The 20,195-nt window shown below is 39.7% G+C and carries 20 protein-coding genes, 2 tRNA genes and 1 other annotated feature; of the genes, 4 read left to right on the top strand and 18 right to left on the bottom strand.

All coding sequences use genetic code 11. From position 1 onward, the window contains the following. Positions 1–186: 186 nt before the first annotated feature. The 8 genes from BABA_RS18405 to trpE all read right to left on the bottom strand — a co-directional run bounded on the left by BABA_RS18405 (position 187) and on the right by trpE (position 7,101). Positions 187–576 carry a hypothetical protein gene (locus BABA_RS18405; RefSeq protein ID WP_007086737.1) on the bottom strand — a complete coding sequence of 130 codons (390 nt, stop codon included), beginning with the start codon at positions 574–576 and terminating at the stop codon, positions 187–189. A gap of 140 nt (positions 577–716) precedes the next feature. Continuing rightward, complete coding sequence (gene trpA, locus BABA_RS18410) at positions 717–1,508, bottom strand: tryptophan synthase subunit alpha (RefSeq protein WP_211214200.1); 792 nt, start codon at positions 1,506–1,508, stop codon at positions 717–719. Next, a complete protein-coding gene (trpB, locus tag BABA_RS18415; RefSeq protein WP_007086739.1) occupies positions 1,489–2,703 on the bottom strand; it encodes a tryptophan synthase subunit beta in 1,215 nt (404 codons plus the stop codon). Before trpB ends, trpA begins: the two co-directional genes overlap by 20 nt. Continuing rightward, positions 2,678–3,319, bottom strand: a complete 642-nt coding sequence (locus BABA_RS18420; protein WP_007086740.1) for a phosphoribosylanthranilate isomerase — start codon at positions 3,317–3,319, stop codon at positions 2,678–2,680. The genes trpB and BABA_RS18420 overlap by 26 nt, the downstream gene beginning before the upstream one ends. Continuing rightward, positions 3,316–4,107, bottom strand: a complete 792-nt coding sequence (trpC, locus tag BABA_RS18425; RefSeq protein WP_007086741.1) for an indole-3-glycerol phosphate synthase TrpC — start codon at positions 4,105–4,107, stop codon at positions 3,316–3,318. Before trpC ends, BABA_RS18420 begins: the two co-directional genes overlap by 4 nt. Continuing rightward, complete coding sequence (gene trpD, locus BABA_RS18430; protein ID WP_007086742.1) at positions 4,108–5,133, bottom strand: anthranilate phosphoribosyltransferase; 1,026 nt, start codon at positions 5,131–5,133, stop codon at positions 4,108–4,110. Further along, on the bottom strand, positions 5,105–5,716 hold the full coding sequence (locus BABA_RS18435; RefSeq protein ID WP_007086743.1) for an anthranilate synthase component II: 612 nt from the start codon (positions 5,714–5,716) through the stop codon (positions 5,105–5,107). The genes trpD and BABA_RS18435 overlap by 29 nt, the downstream gene beginning before the upstream one ends. Then, on the bottom strand, positions 5,713–7,101 hold the full coding sequence (gene trpE, locus BABA_RS18440; protein ID WP_007086744.1) for an anthranilate synthase component I: 1,389 nt from the start codon (positions 7,099–7,101) through the stop codon (positions 5,713–5,715). The genes BABA_RS18435 and trpE overlap by 4 nt, the downstream gene beginning before the upstream one ends. Positions 7,102–7,165: 64 nt before the next feature. Continuing rightward, positions 7,166–7,417: a binding site (T-box leader), on the bottom strand. Between the two features lie 178 nt (positions 7,418–7,595). On the opposite strand from trpE, the gene BABA_RS18445 reads away from it, so the two are divergent. Then, the gene (locus tag BABA_RS18445; protein ID WP_007086745.1) at positions 7,596–8,873 is read left to right on the top strand and encodes a bacillibactin exporter BcbE; all 1,278 of its coding nucleotides are present in this window, start codon (positions 7,596–7,598) and stop codon (positions 8,871–8,873) included. Between the two features lie 46 nt (positions 8,874–8,919). Here the strand turns inward: BABA_RS18445 and BABA_RS18450 are convergent, their stop codons facing one another. The 3 genes from BABA_RS18450 to BABA_RS18460 are packed head-to-tail and all read right to left on the bottom strand — an operon-like array spanning position 8,920 to position 12,465. Further along, a complete protein-coding gene (locus BABA_RS18450) occupies positions 8,920–10,788 on the bottom strand; it encodes a PTS fructose transporter subunit IIABC (protein ID WP_007086746.1) in 1,869 nt (622 codons plus the stop codon). Between the two features lie 13 nt (positions 10,789–10,801). Then, the gene (gene pfkB, locus BABA_RS18455) at positions 10,802–11,716 is read right to left on the bottom strand and encodes a 1-phosphofructokinase (RefSeq protein WP_007086747.1); all 915 of its coding nucleotides are present in this window, start codon (positions 11,714–11,716) and stop codon (positions 10,802–10,804) included. Further along, entirely contained in the window at positions 11,713–12,465 is a 753-nt protein-coding gene (locus BABA_RS18460) for a DeoR/GlpR family DNA-binding transcription regulator (RefSeq protein WP_007086748.1), read from the bottom strand. The genes pfkB and BABA_RS18460 overlap by 4 nt, the downstream gene beginning before the upstream one ends. Before the next feature lie 214 nt (positions 12,466–12,679). On the opposite strand from BABA_RS18460, the gene BABA_RS18465 reads away from it, so the two are divergent. Both BABA_RS18465 and BABA_RS18470 read left to right on the top strand, forming a co-directional pair. Then, positions 12,680–12,753, top strand: a tRNA-Gly gene (locus tag BABA_RS18465). An 8-nt stretch (positions 12,754–12,761) separates the two neighbouring features. Then, a tRNA-Ser gene (locus BABA_RS18470) sits at positions 12,762–12,850 on the top strand. Between the two features lie 63 nt (positions 12,851–12,913). Here the strand turns inward: BABA_RS18470 and BABA_RS18475 are convergent. The 3 genes from BABA_RS18475 to BABA_RS18485 are packed head-to-tail and all read right to left on the bottom strand — an operon-like array spanning position 12,914 to position 16,791. Then, entirely contained in the window at positions 12,914–13,819 is a 906-nt protein-coding gene (locus tag BABA_RS18475; protein WP_007086749.1) for a 4Fe-4S dicluster domain-containing protein, read from the bottom strand. A gap of 20 nt (positions 13,820–13,839) precedes the next feature. After that, positions 13,840–14,427, bottom strand: a complete 588-nt coding sequence (locus tag BABA_RS18480) for a DMSO/selenate family reductase complex B subunit (RefSeq protein ID WP_007086750.1) — start codon at positions 14,425–14,427, stop codon at positions 13,840–13,842. 12 nt (positions 14,428–14,439) lie between these two features. Beyond that, entirely contained in the window at positions 14,440–16,791 is a 2,352-nt protein-coding gene (locus BABA_RS18485) for a DMSO/selenate family reductase complex A subunit (protein ID WP_007086751.1), read from the bottom strand. Positions 16,792–16,980: 189 nt separating this feature from the next. Here BABA_RS18485 and BABA_RS18490 point away from each other — a divergent pair, with 189 nt between their 5' ends. Then, the gene (locus BABA_RS18490; RefSeq protein WP_007086752.1) at positions 16,981–17,274 is read left to right on the top strand and encodes a DUF6509 family protein; all 294 of its coding nucleotides are present in this window, start codon (positions 16,981–16,983) and stop codon (positions 17,272–17,274) included. A 39-nt stretch (positions 17,275–17,313) separates the two neighbouring features. Here the strand turns inward: BABA_RS18490 and BABA_RS18495 are convergent, their stop codons facing one another. From BABA_RS18495 to ku, 4 genes are all read right to left on the bottom strand, one after another. Continuing rightward, the gene (locus BABA_RS18495; RefSeq protein WP_007086753.1) at positions 17,314–17,517 is read right to left on the bottom strand and encodes a cold-shock protein; all 204 of its coding nucleotides are present in this window, start codon (positions 17,515–17,517) and stop codon (positions 17,314–17,316) included. Between the two features lie 136 nt (positions 17,518–17,653). Next, positions 17,654–17,854, bottom strand: coding sequence for a cold-shock protein (locus tag BABA_RS18500; protein ID WP_007086754.1), 201 nt, complete (start codon positions 17,852–17,854; stop codon positions 17,654–17,656). Between the two features lie 230 nt (positions 17,855–18,084). Next, on the bottom strand, positions 18,085–19,047 hold the full coding sequence (locus BABA_RS18505) for a nucleoside hydrolase (protein ID WP_007086755.1): 963 nt from the start codon (positions 19,045–19,047) through the stop codon (positions 18,085–18,087). A 131-nt stretch (positions 19,048–19,178) separates the two neighbouring features. After that, positions 19,179–20,009, bottom strand: coding sequence for a non-homologous end joining protein Ku (ku, locus tag BABA_RS18510; RefSeq protein ID WP_007086756.1), 831 nt, complete (start codon positions 20,007–20,009; stop codon positions 19,179–19,181). Positions 20,010–20,195 lie beyond the last annotated feature (186 nt).

Raw genomic sequence — 20,195 nt, forward strand, 5'->3', positions numbered from 1 at the left:
GTGTAAAAAATATCTATAAAAACAAACAAAACTTCCACAACTGGAAGTTTCATGCAAAGGTATGAAAACAAAGACTAAGAATTTTCAAGTTCTTTTTCATAAAGCAAGTATACACATATTATAAAGGAGATAACCGTTCTTATCAAGAAATTGTCGACCTATGTCAGCATTTAACACTCTTTCCTTTTATCGAAACGGGGTTCCCGTTAACTTTTCCACCGCACTGCAAAACTGACCCCAATTAGCAGGAAAACATTCAGTTCCTTCGCTACCATAAACCTTCCCCTTCGTTTTCACTTTTACAGACCAGTACTTCCCTTCCAGAATAATCCCATCCTTTTTGCAATAAAATGACTTCCAATTCCAAATATTTAGTGTGTAAACTTCCCTTTTAAACTCCTCCAAATTGCCAGGTTTAACTATTCGGAGATCTGAAAATGGCTGACAAACTTCTTTATTTCTCCATTCCAAGGAAGCAAACGTGTTTTTTTCAAAATCCACTCTTAGTTGATAGGAAATTCCTCCAAACCCTTCAAGTGTAGCCATAATAGATAGGATTGGTTCATAAATCATCATAATCCCTCATCCTTATTTACCATTATAGTTTTTCGGTATATATCAAACCAAATTATAGTAAAACTAGACCCATCCTGCTGTAACAAATGACACGTAAGAGGAAAAAAGTCTACTTCGTGATGAAGTAGACTTTTTTACCCTTAAACTAATTTTGTTTCCTGTTTGAAACTAGACATTAATTCTTCCATTTCGCTTAGACCATTCTGTGCAAATAAATCAACTATTTTGCTGCCAACAATAACTCCATCACAGTATTCTGTTAATTCCGCCATTTGTTCTTTTGTTGATATCCCAAATCCGGCCATTACCGGAATAGGGCTTATCTCTTTTACCGTTTTAAGAAATTGCTGTAATTTAGCGTCATATTCATTTCTTACCCCTGTAATCCCTTTAACTGTAACAGTATATAAAAATCCTCTGCCCTTACTTGAGATTGTTTTTACTCGCTCAAGGGGTGTTGTAAGGGTAACTAAACGAATTAATTCAATTTGTGCCTCCTCAAGCTGGGGTGTAATGATCTCTTCTTCCTCAATGGGGAGATCGGGAATAATACACCCATCTACCCCTGCACTTCGGATATCGTGAACAAATTTATCGATTCCGTAAGAGTAAATTGGATTTAAATAGGTCATAAGGAGAATAGGGATAGAAATGATTTCTCTCGCTTTTTCTAATTCTGCAATAATCCCCTTTAATGTCGTACCGTTTTGAAGTGCTCTTAATCCCGCTTGTTGTATGGTTGGCCCATCTGCAACTGGATCAGAAAAAGGTACTCCAACCTCGATTGCGCTTGCACCGAATCGTTCAAGTATTGATAATCTGTCTACTAAACTATTTAGCCCTCCATCCCCTGCCAATATGTAAGGAATGAACGCCTTTTTGTTATTGCTTTGCAATATTGAAAATGTTTGTTCAATTCGATTCATGTTCATTTCCCCCTTCTAGCCTGGATTTCACAGTATCTACATCTTTATCGCCACGACCCGATAAGCAAATAACGATGTTTTGTGTATCGTTCATTTCGGCGGCAAGCTTAACGCAAAAGGCAACGGCATGGGCACTTTCAAGTGCAGGAATAATTCCCTCAAGCTTTGATAAAAGTTGAAAGGCATCCAAGGCTTCTTGATCTGTAATAGAATAATAGCTTGCCCTTCCGCTATCCTTTAGATGGCTGTGTTCCGGTCCTACGCCGGGATAATCGAGGCCGGCAGATATGGAATGAGCTTCTTGAATTTGACCATCATCGGTTTGCAATAAATACATTAAGGCACCATGTAAAACACCTGGTCTGCCTTTGGTTAATGAAGCGGCATGAAAATCGGTTTCAACACCGGCGCCAGCGGCTTCAACCCCATATAAACGGACTGACTTATCCTCAATAAACGGATAAAACATCCCCATCGCGTTACTTCCACCACCAATACAGGCAACAACTGCATCAGGGAGGCAGCCTTCCCGCTTTAGGAATTGTTCCTTTGTTTCTTTACCAATTACACTTTGAAAGTCCCTGACCATGACGGGAAATGGATGTGGACCCATGACAGAACCTAACAGATAGTGAGTATCATCCACATTGGCTACCCAGTATCTTAATGCTTCGTTAACGGCATCCTTTAATGTGGCGCTCCCTGAGGTAACCCCAACCACCTTTGCACCCAGCAATTCCATGCGAAAGACGTTCAATGCCTGTCTTTTTATATCCTCTTCACCCATAAAAATAATACAATCTAGATTTAACAATGCACAAACAGTTGCCGTCGCCACACCATGCTGACCGGCACCGGTTTCAGCCACAATCCTTCGTTTTCCCATTCTAACCGCAAGTAATGCCTGACCAATAGCATTATTGATTTTATGCGCACCCGTATGGTTCAAATCTTCTCTTTTAAGAAAAATATTTGCGCCGCCTGCATGTTTAGTAAGATTTTCTGCAAAATATAATGGAGTCTCTCTCCCCACATACTCTTTTAATAATTGGGCAATCTCCGCTTGAAAGGCAGGGTCTTTTTTTGCTGTTTCATATGCTTCATTTAGTTCAATAACGGCCTTCATTAAGGTTTCCGGTACAAATCTTCCTCCAAAAATACCGAAATTTCCTTTCTCATTTGGTAATGTATAAGTGCTCATTTTCGTTCCCCCCTAGTTTTTTTACCTTTTCAATAAATTCTTTTATCTTTACTAGATCCTTTACTCCCTCGGATTCAACACCGGAGCTTACATCCACCATATCCGGTTTAATGATGTTGATCGCCTGCTCCACATTGTTTACATGTAAACCACCTGCTAGAATAACCTTTTTCTCACTTAAAAGGGCAGTATTTACTTCATTCCATTCAAACGCAGTACCATTTCCACCCCGATATTTTTCTTTTGGGCTATCGAGCAGTATATACTCCCCCGGAAATTGAACACTTTCTGCCAGACCATCATTCCCCTGAAAGCTTATTGATTTAATTACAGGTAATGAAAGCGATTCGCAGAATGAAGCGGGTTCGTCGCCATGTAATTGGATATGTGTTAAACCGACGACTGAGGTAATTCTTTCGATCTCTTCCCTTGTTTCATTTACAAAAACACCAACCTTACATACATCAATTGGTAAAGACGCAACAATTTCTTTTGCTTTTTCTATCGAAACCCTCCGCTTACTTTCAGCAAATACAAAACCAATGGCATCCGCCCCATATCCGGCTGTCGCAAGTGCTGTTTCGACATCGGTTATTCCGCAAATTTTCACATTCATTCATTTATCACCTGCCGAAGTGGCAGACGCAGGTCTAGGAAGGCTTTTTTGACATCACTACTTGTCATTAACGCTTCCCCTACTAAAATTCCATTCGCGCCGGCATTTCTAACCCGCTCCGCATCCTCTTGGTGATGAATACCGCTCTCGCTAATTAGGTAAGCACCGGATTTTTTTACTGCTCTGGCCAATGCTTCAGTCACTTCAAGTGAAACATTGAAGGTTTTTAAATCCCGATTATTTACCCCAATTAGCCTGGCATTTGTGTTAAGTGCCTTTTCTAGTTCTTCCTGATTATGGACTTCTACCAAAACCTCCAAGTCTTTCGATCTGGCATATTGAAATAACTCGTTTAATCGGGTTTCATCTAATGCGGCTGCAATTAACAAAATCAGATCGGCACCATTAGCGGCTGCCATATCAATTTGCAACGGATCGATGATAAAGTCTTTACAGAGAATAGGCAGATCCACCGTTTCACGTACTCTCTGCAAATCGGAAAATGAACCTTTAAAAAAACGTTGATCTGTTAACACAGAAATGGCGGATGCACCGGATTCTTCATAAATTGCTACCTGTCGGGCTGGTTCAATTCCGTTATTGATGATTCCCTTTGAAGGCGATGCTCGTTTAAATTCAGCGATAATCGACAATTGATTCGCTTCTTGCAATTTCTGAATAAAGGATCTTTTTGGGAATTCTGTTTGCGGAATCCTGTGTATACTTTCTTGAAGAAGAGGCACCTCTTTCTTCTTCTGTTCAATGATTTGGTCAAGAATTGTCACCATTTAAATCGCCTCTCTCCTGCTTGCTCGTGATTTATCAATGAGCACGGTAAGTTTTTCATATGCCGCACCCGTGTCAATCATCTCTTTTGCAAATTTTATTCCTTCTTTCATCGTTTCTGCTTTCCCAGCGGTAAAAATTCCGATACCGGCATTAAGTAAAACAGTATCCAGATGGGCTCCTTTTTCCCCTTTTAAAACTTTGACTAGGATCTCAGCATTTTCTTTTGAATCCCCACCTTTTATACAACTGTTGTCATATCGAGTAAGATTCATTTCTTCGGGGAAAAAGGAATGATTGGTAATACATCCATCCTCCATAAGGGAAAAGTGGTTTTCCCCTTGAAGGGAGGCTTCGTCCATATACCCCGCACCATTAATGACCACAGCCCGTTTGCGGCCAAGCTTCTGCAGTACTTCCGCAAATACATTCAATAAATCCCTTCGGTAAACACCAAGCAATTGATAGTCCAAATCAATGGGGTTTGTTAAAGGGCCGATAAAATTAAAGATAGTCGGAATTTTTAATTGCTTCCTTACTGTCATCACTTTTTTTAATTTTGGATGTACATGTGGAGCGAATAAAAAGGCCACACCGATTTCCTCAAGAATTTCCTCTGTTTGTTCTGCCGATAAATTTAAATTTACCCCAAGGTGCTCTAGTACGTCAGCGCTCCCTGTTTTACTTGATATACTCCGATTCCCGTGCTTTGCAACAGGGATACCAGCCGCAGCAATAACAAAGGCAGAAGTGGTACTGACATTAAAACTCGACGATCCGTCTCCCCCCGTCCCGCAATTATCAAGAACATTCGGGAATTTCCGGTTAAATGTCAGCGTATGATCCTTCAATGCCTTCACAATCCCAGCAATCTCCTCGACGGTTTCACCTTTTGATTTTAAACCCATTAAAAAGGCACCAATTTCCGATTCAGAAACTTCTTCACCCAAGATAAAATTGAAGGCTTCTTTCATTTGATTTTCCGAAAATGATTGTTTGTCAGCTAATTGGAGTAAATAATTCTTCATTTGTCTTCTTCCCTTCTATTTCAAGTAAAAAGTTAGCAATCATTGCTTTTCCTAATGGCGTTCCAATTGATTCAGGATGAAATTGCAGACCGTAGACAGGAAATTGCTGGTGTTTGATTGCCATTACTTCATTATCATCACTTGAAATGGCGATAACCTTTAATTGCTCAGCAATATGGCTTTTATCAATGGATAAGGAATGATAGCGCATTACCTCAACAGGCGATTCTAGGTTAGCAAAAATCCCACTGCTGTCATGTGTAATGGAAGATGATTTCCCGTGCTTAATGGAATGGGCCCTGCCTATTACACTTCCGAATGCGGCACCGATAGCCTGATGACCGAGACATATACCCAAAATCGGAATTTCCCGGTAGAATGTTTGAATCACTTCTATACAAATACCTGCAGCTTCAGGTCGTCCGGGACCAGGTGATAGAATAATGGCTTTTGGATTCATATCTCTGATTTGTTCGATGGAAAGTTGATTATTTCGATATACAGCAGTTTTTTCTCCTAATTCACCTAAATACTGATAAAGATTAAATGTAAACGAATCGAAATTATCGATCAGTAAGATCATTGCTCACCCTCCAAAAAGGTTTTTAACTTATTTACAGTTTCCTCATACTCTGACTCCGGATTCGAATCATAGACAATGCCTGCACCCGCTTGGATACTAGCTGTTCCATCTTTTATGATCATCGTTCGAATCGCAAGGGCAAAATCGATATTTCCGCTTGCCGATACATACCCAATGGCTCCTGAATAGAGACCCCGTTTTGATTTTTCCAGGGTGTTGATGATTTCCATCGCCCTTACCTTTGGTGCACCTGAAACCGTTCCTGCCGGAAGGCATGCGGCAAGGGCATCAATGGCTGTCTTTTCCGGCAGAAGCTCACCGCTTACCTCTGACACTAGATGCATGACATGTCGGAATTTTTCCACCACCATATACTTTTCAATTTGAACCGTCCCGAATTCACAAACCTTTCCAAGATCATTCCTGCCAAGATCAACAAGCATTCGATGCTCAGCCAGCTCCTTTTCATCGGTTACTAATTCATGTTCAATCTGCAGATCCTCAAGTCTAGACTCCCCTCTCCGCTTCGTTCCGGCAATAGGATTTGAAATAACCATTTTCCCTTTTGTCTTTATTAAGCTTTCCGGGGAGGAACCGATAACGGTATAGTCATCAAAATCAATATAAAACATATAAGGTGTTGGATTATGACTGCGGTGTTTTCGATACAGGGATAAGGGTGTTCCTTGAAACGATGACTTCATCCGTCTTGATAGCACCACCTGAAATATATCCCCAGCTAAAATATGTTCCTTTGCGATTTCAACCTGTTTAATAAAAGTTTCCTTTTCCGTATCCGAATAAAAACCGGAGAAATGAAAGGGCTCCTCATCACGATAATAAATCGGCTGTTTTAACTCCTCTATCCTTTTCTTTAAACGGTTTTCAATCACTTCTTCCGTAGTTGTTTCTGTAAGCGGAAGCCCGCAAAGCATGATTTTCTCTTCTAGATGATCAAATACGATGACTTCCTCATAAAACATTAAGTGTACATCTGGCATGTCTAACCCGTTTGAATATTCCTCACCAATGATTTCGTAGGATCTGATAATGTCATATCCAACATACCCTACAGCACCGCCTACAAAGGGAAAGGCATGCTCCTCAAAATCTCTTGGCGGTAAAAGCTCCTTTAACACTTCCAATGGGTTGCCCGTAAATACCCTTTTCTTACCATCCCGATTGACAATTTCGTTACGACCTCCCTTCGAAATTAGTTCAAAGGCCGGGTCTGCCCCGATAAACGAATAGCGCCCGGAGTCATTGTATTTATGGGAACTTTCCAATAAGAATTTTTTGCTTCCACTTATCTTTTGCAAAATAGAGATTGGCGTTAATGTATCACCTTTTATTTCCCGGATAAAAAAACCATCTACTGTTTTCATGTCCTAGCTCCTCTCAAAGTAAAAAAAAAAAATCGTCCTCTATATGCGCAAATAATTTGCGCATATAGAGGACGATTCTGTTGACCGTGGTGCCACCTCAAATTTGAAACAGAAAAAATCTGCTTCCTCTTTCGGATACAGAAACAATGTCGTTCGATATCCTATCCTTTTAACGGTGGAACTCCGTGCATCCCTACTACAGGTTCAAGATGCCTCTCGCAAGTCCATTCCACAAATCTTATCTTATCGGTTCCCACCTGCCCCGACTCCCTGGAAAGAATCAAATATGTGTACTCCTCTTGCTCAACGATTTACTATGATTATTTTTTATCATGTTAATATACATTGCAGTCCACTGTCAAGGAATTATTTTTTGACTTTTCGCAAACCTGCTTTTCGAACTTCCATTAAAAGGATTTACATTTCATTGTTTTTTAAATCTAAATAAGTGAATATTAACAGTAGCAAATAAATGAAGGCAGGCTAGAATATTCATGGAACATATTGAACAATTAAGCCAAAATCCACGTGCTGCAAAAAAGAAGCAATCTGCAGCAGGACAAAAGCGATCCAATGAGGTATCTAAGCAAAAGTGGGCAATAATCTCACTGTCTTCCATTCCATTGGTTATGACGTTAGGAAATTCAATGCTAATACCTGTATTGCCATCAATGGAAAAAAAATTGTCGATTTCCTCCTTTCAATCCAGCATGATCATTACCGTTTATTCCATTGTTGCCATTTTTTTAATTCCGGTTGCCGGTTATTTGTCAGATCACATCGGCAGGAAAAAGGTTATTATTCCCAGCCTAATCATTGCGGGAATAGGAGGCCTGGTTTCTGGATTCGCCTCATGGAAGTTAGATGATGCCTATTGGCTTATTTTAGCTGGCAGGGCTTTACAAGGAGTAGGCGCCGCTGGGGCGGCACCGATTGTCATGCCTCTGGTTGGTGACATGTTTAAAAATGATGATGATGTTAGTACCTGCTTAGGGCTTATTGAAACATCCAATACCTTTGGGAAAGTATTAAGTCCGATTTTAGGTGCATTTCTTGCAGGGTTTATCTGGTTTTTACCCTTTTTCTCCTTTCCGATTTTTTGTGCTATATCCGTTATCATGATGATTTTTCTCGTCAAGTGTCCAAAAACAGATGAAAAGAAAATTCCCTTTAAAGAGTTTTTTGTCAATGTAAAAAAAACTTTTACCGAAAAGGGACGTTGGCTTTATGCCATCTTTTTTATTGGCGGAACCCTGATGCTAATTCTATTTGGAATTTTATTTTATCTGTCAGAGGTTTTTGAAAGTGAATATGGTATAAAAGATGTTAAAAAGGGATTATTTTTAGCATTACCGTTAGGAGCACTTTGTTTATCGTCCTTTATAAGCGGAAAAGTAATTAAGAAAAATAAAGTGCTGATGAAATGGTTAACTTTTGGCGGTATAGTTGCAGCAGCATTATCCATTGCTGCACTATGGTTTTCGATTAAACTATGGTATATGATTGCCATGTTTTTGATCAGCGGAGTAGGAATTGGTTTAGGCCTTCCATGTTTGGATGCCTTAATTACTGAGGGAGTGGAGAAGAAAGAACGGGGCACTATTACATCGATTTACAATTCGATGAGATTCATCGGAGTCGCAGCAGGCCCCCCGATTATAGCTGTGCTAATGAAATATGCGAATCATTGGATATTTATATTACTGAGCGGCCTTAGTGTTGCTGCGGCCATTGTGGCTCTCTTTTCGATTAAGCCGAAAGCGGAGGCATAGCAAAAGTGCTGAGGAAGACTTTCTCAGCACTTTTGTTTGTCTTGTTTTATACCGATTTTACCGGTTTCTTAAGGAAACCGATTAATAATGCCGAAACTACTGAACCAATGATGATTGCCAAAGCATACAGTAAGGCACCGCCTTCAACCAATGGAACGACAAAGATTCCGCCATGCGGTGCCCGAAGGCCAATACCGAATGCCATTGATAGGGCCCCTGCGATAGCAGAACCAGCCATTACAGAAGGAATGACGCGGAGCGGATCCGCTGCGGCAAATGGTATGGCACCTTCTGTTATGAATGATAGTCCCATCACATAACAAGCTTTTCCGGCATCTTTATCTTGTTTGTTAAACTTACTTTTGAAAACCGTGGTTGCAATTGCAATGGCTAGCGGCGGTACCATTCCTGCTGCCATAATCGCTGCCATTGGCCCATACACACCACTTGCTAACAATCCTGTTCCAAACACGTAGGCCGCCTTGTTAATGGGGCCACCCATATCAAAGGACATCATTAGTCCGAGGACAATCCCTAATAATACCGCATTACCCGTTCCAAGACCTGTTAACCAATCAGCAATTTCCTTGTTAATCCATGCCACCGGATTGTTGACAACGTAATGCATCAAAAATCCTGTAATGGCAATCCCTAATAGAGGATATATTAAAATACTTTTTATTCCTTCAAGCGAGCGTGGCAAACCGGCAAATAATTTTTTCAATAAAAGCACAATGTAACCCGCTAGGAAACCGGCGATTAAACCGCCTAGGAAGCCAGCCCCTCCACTTGCAGCCATCATACCTCCTACCATACCTGGGGCGAAACCAGGACGGTCGGCGATACTGAGGGCTATAAATCCGGCAAGAACGGGAACGATTAATGCAAATGCATTATCACCGCCAATGGCCTTTATGACTGCCGCAATCGGATTATAAGATGGATCGTCTGGATTTGCTGAGTTATAGCCAAACATAAAGCTGATTGCAATTAAAATTCCGCCTCCTACAACAAACGGAAGCATATTTGATACGCCATTCATCAGATGTTTGTAAAAGCCTTTACGAGAACCCTTTTGGTCAGTATCTTGAGTACTTTTAGCTCCATTCCCCTGATAAACAGGAGCATCTTGCTTTAAGGCCTTGTCAATCAATTTCTCAGGTCGCCGAATTCCATCTGCAACCGGGGCTTGAATGACATGTTTTCCCTTGAAACGTTCCATTTCCACATTGATATCGGCAGCAACAATAACAGCTGTCGCCTTTTCAATTTCTTCATTCGTGAGAATATTTTTAGCACCGCCGGAGCCGTTGGTTTCAACCTTTATATCTACACCCATTTCTTTCGCTTTTACTTTAAGTGAATCTGCAGCCATATACGTATGAGCAATTCCTGTAGGACAACCTGTAACCGCAACAACTAACTGTTCGTTATTTTTTGTAACTGGTGTTTCCTCTTCTACTTTGTCAAACCGATTTATTACTTTAATAACTTCTTCTGCAGTAGTCGCCATTAAAAGCTCGTATCGAACTTCTACTTTCATCAATAATCCTGAAAGACGTGCCAAAGCTTCTAAATGGGTATTATTTGCACCCTCCGGAGCCGCAATCATAAAGAATAGGTGGGAAGGTTTGCCGTCTAAAGATTCATAGTTAACGCCCGCAGCTGATTTCCCAAAAACAATCGCTGCTTCCTTCACGGCCTTCGTTTTCGCATGAGGAATTGCAATCCCGTCGCCAATTCCTGTCGTACTTTGTTCTTCACGCTTTACTATTGCCGCTTTGAATTCGGCGCGGTCGGAAATTTTATCCGCCTTTAATAAGACATCAACAAGCTGATCAATTGTACTTTCTTTTTCATTGCCTTTAATATTTAGTAAAATTGTATTCTTCGATAACAATTCTGTAATTTTCATGGCCTTTTCTCCCTTAAAATAATTCCTTTATATGAACCTGCGGCAGGAGTTCCTCTACTTTTTCCTTTGTACAAAGACCAAGCGAAAATGCAGTTGCACTGCCGGAGGCAACGCTGTATCGAAAGGCTTCCTCGATATTTTTAGTTTTTTCATAAACAGCCAAAAATCCCGCCACCATCGAATCACCTGCACCAACTGAGTTTTTAACCTTTCCCTTTGGAACCTCGGCCATGAAGGAAGTATTTTTGTTTATTAATACAGCCCCCTTGTCGGCAAGTGAGACAATAACATTTTGGGCTCCCATTGCAATCAGCTTTTTACCAAAGGGGATTGCTTCCTCTACACTTGAAATCGATGTTTCAAAAAGTTCCCCTAGCTCATGATGATTTGGTTTGATTAAAAACGGCCCGTATGGAAGGACTTTTTTAAGCAGCTCCCCTTCAGCATCGACAACAAATTTAGCACCATTTTTTCGGCAAACTTTTACTAAGTCTTCATAAGTGGTTTCCGGCAATGTTGCGGGAATACTTCCGGCAATTACCAGTAAATCTTCAGAACCTAACTGCTGAATTTTTTCTTTTAATTTTGTGAAATGGTGTTCAGAAATTTGAGGACCGGATGCATTGATTTCTGACTCCTGACCCGTTTTAAGTTTTATATTTATCCGGGTATCTTCCTCGACCCGAACGAAATCTGTATCAATTTGTTCTTTTTGTAGGAATTGTTCTACATATGTTCCTGTAAAACCGCCTGCAAATCCAAGCGCTTTACTTTTTGCAGCAAATTGATTTAACACCCTTGAGACGTTAATTCCTTTACCACCTGGAAACTTGGTTTCATTTATGGTGCGATTTAACTCTCCTAGCTGGAAGCTTTCCAGCTGGACAATATAGTCTACAGATGGATTAAGCGTTAATGTATAGATCATGGTGTCACTACCTTTATTGAAGTTCGATTTAAGTATTGCTCCATTGTTTCATCTTCTAATTCATTTGTGATGATGGATGCCTCATTGATATCGGCAATTTTCGCAAAAGAAATTTCAGCAAATTTCGTGTTATCTGCTAACACAAAGGCTTCTCTGGATAAAGAAATCGCTTTTTGCTTGACCATCGCTTCCTCTTGATCGGGAGTTGTGAAGCCAAACTGCGGATGGATCCCATTTACTCCGATAAAGCATTTATCAAAGCGGTAAAGGTCTAGGCTTGCTAATGCCCCTCGCCCAATTACAGCATTTGTTTTTAACTTTGTTAGCCCGCCAATAATATAGGTTGAAATCCCTTTATCTACTAACGGCGATATATGCATGAGTCCATTTGTTACCACGACAATATCTTTTAAAGGTAAGTACTCAATCATTTCAATGATAGTTGAGCCGGCATCAAGATAAATACAATCTCCCTCTTCCACTAAACTTGCGGCATATTGGGCAATCAGTCGTTTTTCTTGAAGGTTTTTGGATGATTTCTCTATCATGCTTGGCTCTTGTAGTTTCCCTTTCAATCTTTGTGCACCGCCGTGAATCCTTTTTAAGAACTTTTGCTCTTCTAATTGGGATAAATCCCTTCTAATCGTTGATTCTGAGCTGTTCGTCAGCTCCATGATTTCTTGGATTTTCACAATATTTTTATCTTTTAATAATTGAAGAATGATTCGATGACGTTCAGGAGTTAACAAGTCATCACCACCTTGATTTATTATTCATGTGTTTATTATACTGAAACCGATTCCAAAAATCAATCATTTTCTTTCAAAATCATTCAAACAGCGACTGCTTTTGAATGATTTTCCTTTTATTGGAGGATTTTCATTCATCATTTCTTCCTTATACTACATTTCACTTTTACTCTATTAATTAATATGCTATAATAATTGTTGTTCATTCATATCTGCGGGTGTGGTTTAATGGTAGAATTTCAGCTTCCCAAGCTGACGGCGGGGGTTCGATTCCCCTCACCCGCTCCATAGACTTTGGAGAAGTACCCAAGTGGTTATAAGGGGGCGCACTCGAAATGCGTTAGGACGGGTAACCGTTGCGTGAGTTCGAATCTCATCTTCTCCTTACATATTCTTTCAATAATACATGTAAAAAACGCCAGAGATTTCTGGCGTTTTTTGCTTTCCTTTATAAATAAGGACTTAACCATTCAGGATCCCTTCCGGTACAAACATGACATTTCTCCCGTTCCTGCTTAAAGGTATGAAAAGGCTGACCACAATCTCGACATTCTTTTTTACGAAAGTTTTCAAGTAGTTTACTTTTTTCTTGAAAATCCGCTATTATTTGAATGGCATGTTCCGGACAAATATCCTGACAATCCCTACAATTTACGCATTTTTCATTATTAATTTGTACAAAAGTGTCAAATACACGAAAAACTTTTTGCGAGCAAAAGGAAAAACATGCCTGGCAAAGTGTACATTTGTTTTGATCAATCTTTACTTTAAAAAATTGATAATCCGGGTAATAGTTTTTAAGGATCCACTCATCAGCTTCTATCTTCCATCGAGCAGGTGCCATACTTTTTGCCATATTCTTCCCTTCTTTTTGAAAGGAGCTAAAAAACGCTCTTCTTGAAAGGGTTGCTTCCTTATCGATTTGAATGACAACAATTGCTTGATCACCAAGGATTTTCAGTTTACAATTGGCTTCATTTAGAACGGATTCCCACCTTTGATTAAGCGCATTCTCTACAATGGCAATTGAGTATAATCCTCTTTTCCTATAAATCAACAGTTCTTTTACAGAAGGGGTGTAGTCCTCAATATACATAAGCCTTCCCTTGTCAAATTTCCTTGAAGCCGGTATACCTTCGATGGCTGACAATGGGCAAGAAATCATACAATCCCCACAGGAAGTGCAGCGTTCTGAATTTATCTCAATTGTTTGTTGGTGAATGATTATTGCTTCAAAATTACATTCCTCCACACAAAACGTACAGGTAGAATGAAGATTTCTCTTTCTTGAGCATTTGTTAGAAATTTTCACATCGACATGCAGGCTTTCAAGCCAATTAACAAGTAATGACATATGACCAGCTCCAAAATTTGTTAACTACTGGATAATTCCGCATCCTTATGCGGTGTGATCACTATGTTTGGATGTGTAATCGAAGCATTTGGCATCCCTTTAATTTGGCTGACATTTCCATACTTTTTCCGCAGCTCTTTTATTGGGCCGAATTCAATTGCCCTCATCGGACATGTCGAAACACATACCGGTTCCTCGCCCTTATCTTGAAGATCGATACAAAAATCACATTTATCAGATTTAAATATCTTTTTATTATATTGCGGCGCCCCGTATGGACACGCCCTCACACATAATTGTGTTCCTTGACAAACTTCTTGGTTAATCGTTACCACGCCATTTTCTTTATCTTTACTTATTGCCCCTACCGGACAGCTTTGTGTACATTTCGGATGTGTACAATGATTACAAGCAATGGAAAAGTAAAATGATTTAACGTTTTGGACAATTCCGCTGGACGGCTGCTGGATGAAGCTGCCCTCCTCATAGGTATATACTCTGCGGAAATTTATACCTACATTGAGATTATTTTTATCCTTACATGACACACTACAGGCCTTACAGCCAGTGCAAAGACTTTGATTTATATAAAATCCTAACTGGGCCAACTTCCTCACTCCCTACGCTTTTTTTACTTCAACAAGGTTCGTTAATTGCGGATTTGCTTTCGCAAGAGCTGTCGGCCGCTGCGATGTTAGCACGTTTATTGATCCCCGTTGATCTAATCCAGCTTTATCCGGTGTATACCATGCACCTTGGGGAATCCCAACAACTCCAGGAGTAATACGAGGCGTTACCTTTACAGCGATAAAGAGAGAACCGCGCTCATTCATGACTCTGACACGATCTCCATCGATAATTCCCCGTTTTTCCGCATCCTTTGGATTCATCCACATTTCTTGCTTAGCTGCTTCCTCAAGCCATGGCTGATTATCATAGGTGGAGTGACATCTTCGTTTATAATGCCAGCTTATTAACTGTAATGGGAACTTTTCTATTAACGGGTCTTCTGGCCCTTCCCAGGAAGGTATATATTTCGCAATTGCGGGAATTTCATCGAGCCTATTCATATCCCATAATGCTTTTGAGAACAATTCAATTTTTCCAGAAGGAGTTTCAAATGGATGATTTTCAAGGTCATCAATTTGCTCTTTGAAGCCGATAAGTGGGGCTTCAAATTTAAAATGGTGAACCCCCTTATTACGAAATTCTTCAAATGTCGGGAACCTTGAATCAAGTTCTTTCTTCGTTCTTTCCACACTTTCCTTAACTAGATCAAGGGTTGTTTTTCCCTCTGTGAATTTTTCCTTTAACCCCAATTTTCCGGCCACTTCAGCAAACACATCATATTCATCACGACATTCAAAAAGCGGCTCTATTGCCTTATCACCAAATACAACATAATCACCAAAACACCACGGAACACCAATATCATACCGTTCAAAAAAGGTTGTACCGGGTAATAAAATATCCGCAAATTTAGCACTTGGCGTCATAAAGAGATCGCTGACAACAATAAATTCAACTTTGCTTTCATCCTCAAGCAGTTTAACGGTTTTATTAATATCTGAATGCTGATTAATCAGCATGTTTCCAGCCATATTAAAAATACATTTAATGTTGGTCATTAATTTATCCGTTCCTTGTAAACCATCCTGCGCAGTCATTTCAGTACCTTTTTCTACTGCCTTTGTCCAAAGGAAACATGGGATGGAGGCCTTGATTGGATTTTCAAATGTAAATGGATACACAATATCTGATCGGCTCCAATAACCAGTTCCCGCTGCCCAACCGCCAAGCTTCCCAACATTCCCTGTCATACAGGCAAGCTGCGCACCCCCGCGCATGAATTGCTCCCCATACGCCTGGCGTTGTGCTGCCCAGCCTTGAATGAGTGCCGCTGGCTTCATTTTTGCATAGTCACGGGCAATTTCACGAATCTTCTCTGCCGGAACACGACAAATCTTTTCCGCCCATTCAGGGGTTTTTTCCACCCCATCTTCCTCACCAAGCAAATAGCTTTTTAACGACTCTTCCTTTGAAACCCCTTCAGGCATATGATCACCATCGAAACCAATACAGTATTGATCAAGGAATGCTTGATCATGTAAGTTTTCCGTTACAATCACATTGGCCATTGCATCCATCATTGCATTATCTGTTGTCGGCAAGATCGGAATCCACTCATCGGCAAAAGCAATTGCAGTATCCGTATAGCGAGGGTCAATCACAATAATTTTTGCGCCATTTTTCTTTGCTTGCATTAAATAGTCGCGATATGGCGTTGAAAAAATCATCTCTGATGGATTTTGCCCCCACAAAATAATATATTTTGAGTGTAAGAGGGAATCAAAGCTGCTACCGGTGTTATTTGTACCGTATGTATAGGGGGTGGCTACATTTCCTGCCCCGGAGCTGTAATCATTGTGATAATTTAAATAACCACCTGTAAGAGCCAAAAGTTTCCTTGCGGCGTTTTTACCTCCATGAAGTCCCCAGCTTTGCCCTGAAGCATAGTTGACATATCTTGACTCGGGGCCATATTGATCGCCAATCCGCTTTACTTCGGATGCAATGATATCGATCGCTTCATCCCATGAAATTTGTTTAAATTTCCCTTCTCCCCGTTTACCTACACGTTTCATCGGATATTTTAGCCGGTCAGGGTGGTAAAGCATACTTCGATAGTTCCGTCCTCTCACACAGGCTCTTAATGGCGGTGTTGAAAAGTCCCCGCTCTCCTGTGTATCAGTACTAACCCTAACAACCACACCGTCTTTCACATGCGCTTTGATCACACAGCGTCCACCGCAATTATTAATACTGCAGGTTGAAATAACCTTCTCCTTTTCTTGTGCAATCACTACCTCTGTTTCCTCTTTATGATCGACAAGCATTTTTGTACCGATTCCACCGGCAATAACGGGAATTCCCATTGCCCCAGACCATTTCAAAAAAGTCCTTCTCTTCATTTTTTTCACTCCCTTTTTATTCCTACTATTCCTTTATATTTATATCTTACCTCAATCTGCCATAGTCGGAATCACTTTGTGCAATTATTCACATATAATTCAAATTCAGCAAAATATCAATAGGCAGATGTATTTACTCTCTTATAAGGAAAATGTGTATAATAAGGAGGTCTAATTAAACCGTAAAGGATGATACTTTTGAATATTACTGGCCATGAAATGGAAAAACTGGAAGATCCATTTGGATTATTACCAGGGGATCGTTATGAATTTTTCCTTGAACTTGATGTTGACATAGAGGATGAACTTTATTCTGAGAACGGAATTGGCTTAAAAGTCATTTACGTAAGTGAGGAAAGTGGTGACAAAATTTCTAGTTATTATTTTTATGAAGGTGGCAGCGAGAAGATTCTTGATTTTGCCCTAGAAGAAGACGAGGAAGCAGTTGTCCTTACATATTGCCAACAGCATCAAGAAGAATAAAAAAAAATACAGGGAGAGTAGATTCTCCCTGTATTTTCATTACATAAAATTCTTACTGTGATTATGGATAACCTGTAGTTCTTTTGTTGATTGACTCATTTCACTTTTGCAAATGGGACAAAGCGGCAGTTCACTACTTTTAAAATTATCACGAACCCAGCATTTACAACTTTCTGAAGTACATACCCAAATTTTTGTTTCTTCTAATTTGATTTCTTCTTCATTTTTTCTACCAAACGCCAAAACGATCACTCCTTTAAATTAGTTATGACTGTTTTTGAACCTATGTTTGTTAGTTTTGAATTTATTATTCTAGTAATATTATATAGATAAAAAGGTGATGCCTTCATCGTCTGCATCACCCTTTTATGTTAAGGAATTAAACTGCCTGTACGTTTGCCGCTTGTGGTCCACGAGCGCCTTCAACGATTTCAAAAGATACAGATTGACCTTCTTCTAAAGTTTTGAATCCTTCTGATTGAATAGCTGAGAAGTGAACGAATACGTCTTGACCGCCGTCTGCTTCAATAAATCCAAAACCTTTTTCTGCATTAAACCATTTTACTTTACCGTTATTCATGAAAACTTACCCCCAACAATTTGTTCACTTTAAGTTACTCGTACATTAAAAATAATAAAAAAAACGTAATTACACGGTTGGGTAATAGACATTCCCCACATATTCGTGCAGTTACGGCTACTTACTAGTAAAAATATTAACGAACATTAAAGCGTAACTCTAGTTTATCGTATTTCCCTCCATTTGTCAATCTAATTTCTAAAACTAGGAAATACTGAAAATATTTTGTATTACACTTTACCAAAATCCCCTCTCATAAATATTTCAATAAAGTTGGTGGTAAATTTCGGTATATCAGCTTCCATTCCAATGTAATCAATGCTTTTTGCGGGCTCTTTATCTGGCTTAGGGCGGAAATCAGCTATACTTTTTCCTTTTGCGGTACCAAATTCCTCAACTCTGACACGGCGAGGTATATACTTAACTAGATCAGGATTCGTTAAAGCCATAAGCGGAACTACATCATGTAGTGGCGCACCTTGAATCCCCGGTACATTTTTTTGGTATGCCTTATAATAATAATCAAAGGCCGGTTTTATTAATGGTTTAAATGGAGTTGGACTATTTTCACCGAGAAAATTGATGATATCCGGTGTAATAATGGCTTTATTTGTAATATTTAGCGGATATAAATAAATATTGTGTGCTTTTTCCATTACTGTATTTGCGGCAATTGGGTCTACATAGAAATTGGCCTCTGCTTCAGCAGTAATATTACCAGGCACCAAAAATGCTCCGCCCATGATATAAAAAGCTGTGACATCCAGTAAGGCATTATTTCCATATAAGATAAACATCAATGCTAACTCTGTTAATCGCCCAACTGAAACAATTACCAAATTCCCTTTATATTGTTTAACAATTTCAAGGATTTTATTGATATCATAAACATGTGTATTTTTGATTGTCTCTGGTGGTTTAAGTGGCCCTAACCCTTCCTTTCCATGAATTTCCGGGTAATACTGGATAGGTTCACCTGATAAAGGACCAGCCGTACCAGCAATAATAGGAATATCTTCTCTATTACCTAAAGTTAACAAATAAGCGGTATTCTTTACTGACTGCTCCTTAGGCGTGTTTCCATAACCACTGACAATACCGACTATATTTATTTGCGGATTAAGTAAGGCATACATAATGGCAAAGGAATCATCTATACCCGGATCAGCAACCAGGAGTACATTATAAGCCATTACCTTTCCTCCCTTTTACTACGAATTATTGTCCTTTTTAAAATTATGATAAAAACATATGTGAAAGAACATAAATGAAAAGGAAAAACCGATTCGATGAATTTCGAATTGGCTTTTTCCCATTTTACTTGTCATGCTTCTTTCTTGATTTTTGAAGCAGCCTTTTTCCTTGGGGCTGCAGCTTTTTTGGGTTTCGTCCGATCAATCGATGCCTGCAAGGCTGCCATTAAATCGGTAACATTTGAAGCAGGTTCCTTTGTTGCGGCAGTAACTGTTTCTTTACCGCTGCGTTTTAATTCAATAAGTTCAAGAAGTGCTGTTCGATATTCATCAGTATATTTTTCAGGCTCAAAAACAGTTGTTAATTGATCGATTAATAATATCGCTGTATCTAATTCTCTTTTCGTTACCTTATCCTCTGAAGGAACATTCGGGACATCCCCGGCTTTACGAACCTCATCAGGAAAATGTATGGTTTCCATGACCAATGTATTTTCATACACTCGAATAACTGCCATCTGTTCCTTTGAACGGATGATGATTTTCGCAAGACCAACCTTTTGTGATTCCTGGAGTGCCTTGCGTAACAGCGAATAGGCTTTACCGCCACCTTCGTTAGGTGACATATAATAGCTTCGATCAAAATAAATCGGATCTATCTCTTCAATTTTGACAAAATCAATGATTTCTACGGCCTTTTCTTCATTTTCCTTCCGCAGCTTTTCAAGATCCTCTTGATCTAAAACAACAAATTTCCCTTTTGTATATTCGTAAGCCTTCACGATATCTTCCGGTTTTACCTCTTCCCCACAGACAGAGCAAGTTTTTTCATATTTAATTGGCGCATGGCATTTGTTATGCAGGGTTCTGAGCTTAATGTCTTTATCTTCTGTCGCCGTGTGAAGCTTGATGGGAATGTTAACTAGTCCAAAACTGATACTTCCTTTCCACATCGTATGCATAGGGATTCTCCATTCTTTTTCTTTTATCTTGCGGTATAGCATACGATTACATGCCTAAAAACAATTGGAAAAGGATGAAGTGGTCACCCATGAAGCAAATTAAAGAAAAGCGCAAGCGCCCTGGTCAGCGGCGTATGGCCTGGAGCACTCCAACTGAGATAAAGGAAACACGAAGAGCCGGAGGCG

Source organism: Neobacillus bataviensis LMG 21833 (genome assembly GCF_000307875.1).
GTDB lineage: Bacteria > Bacillota > Bacilli > Bacillales > Cytobacillaceae > Neobacillus > Neobacillus bataviensis.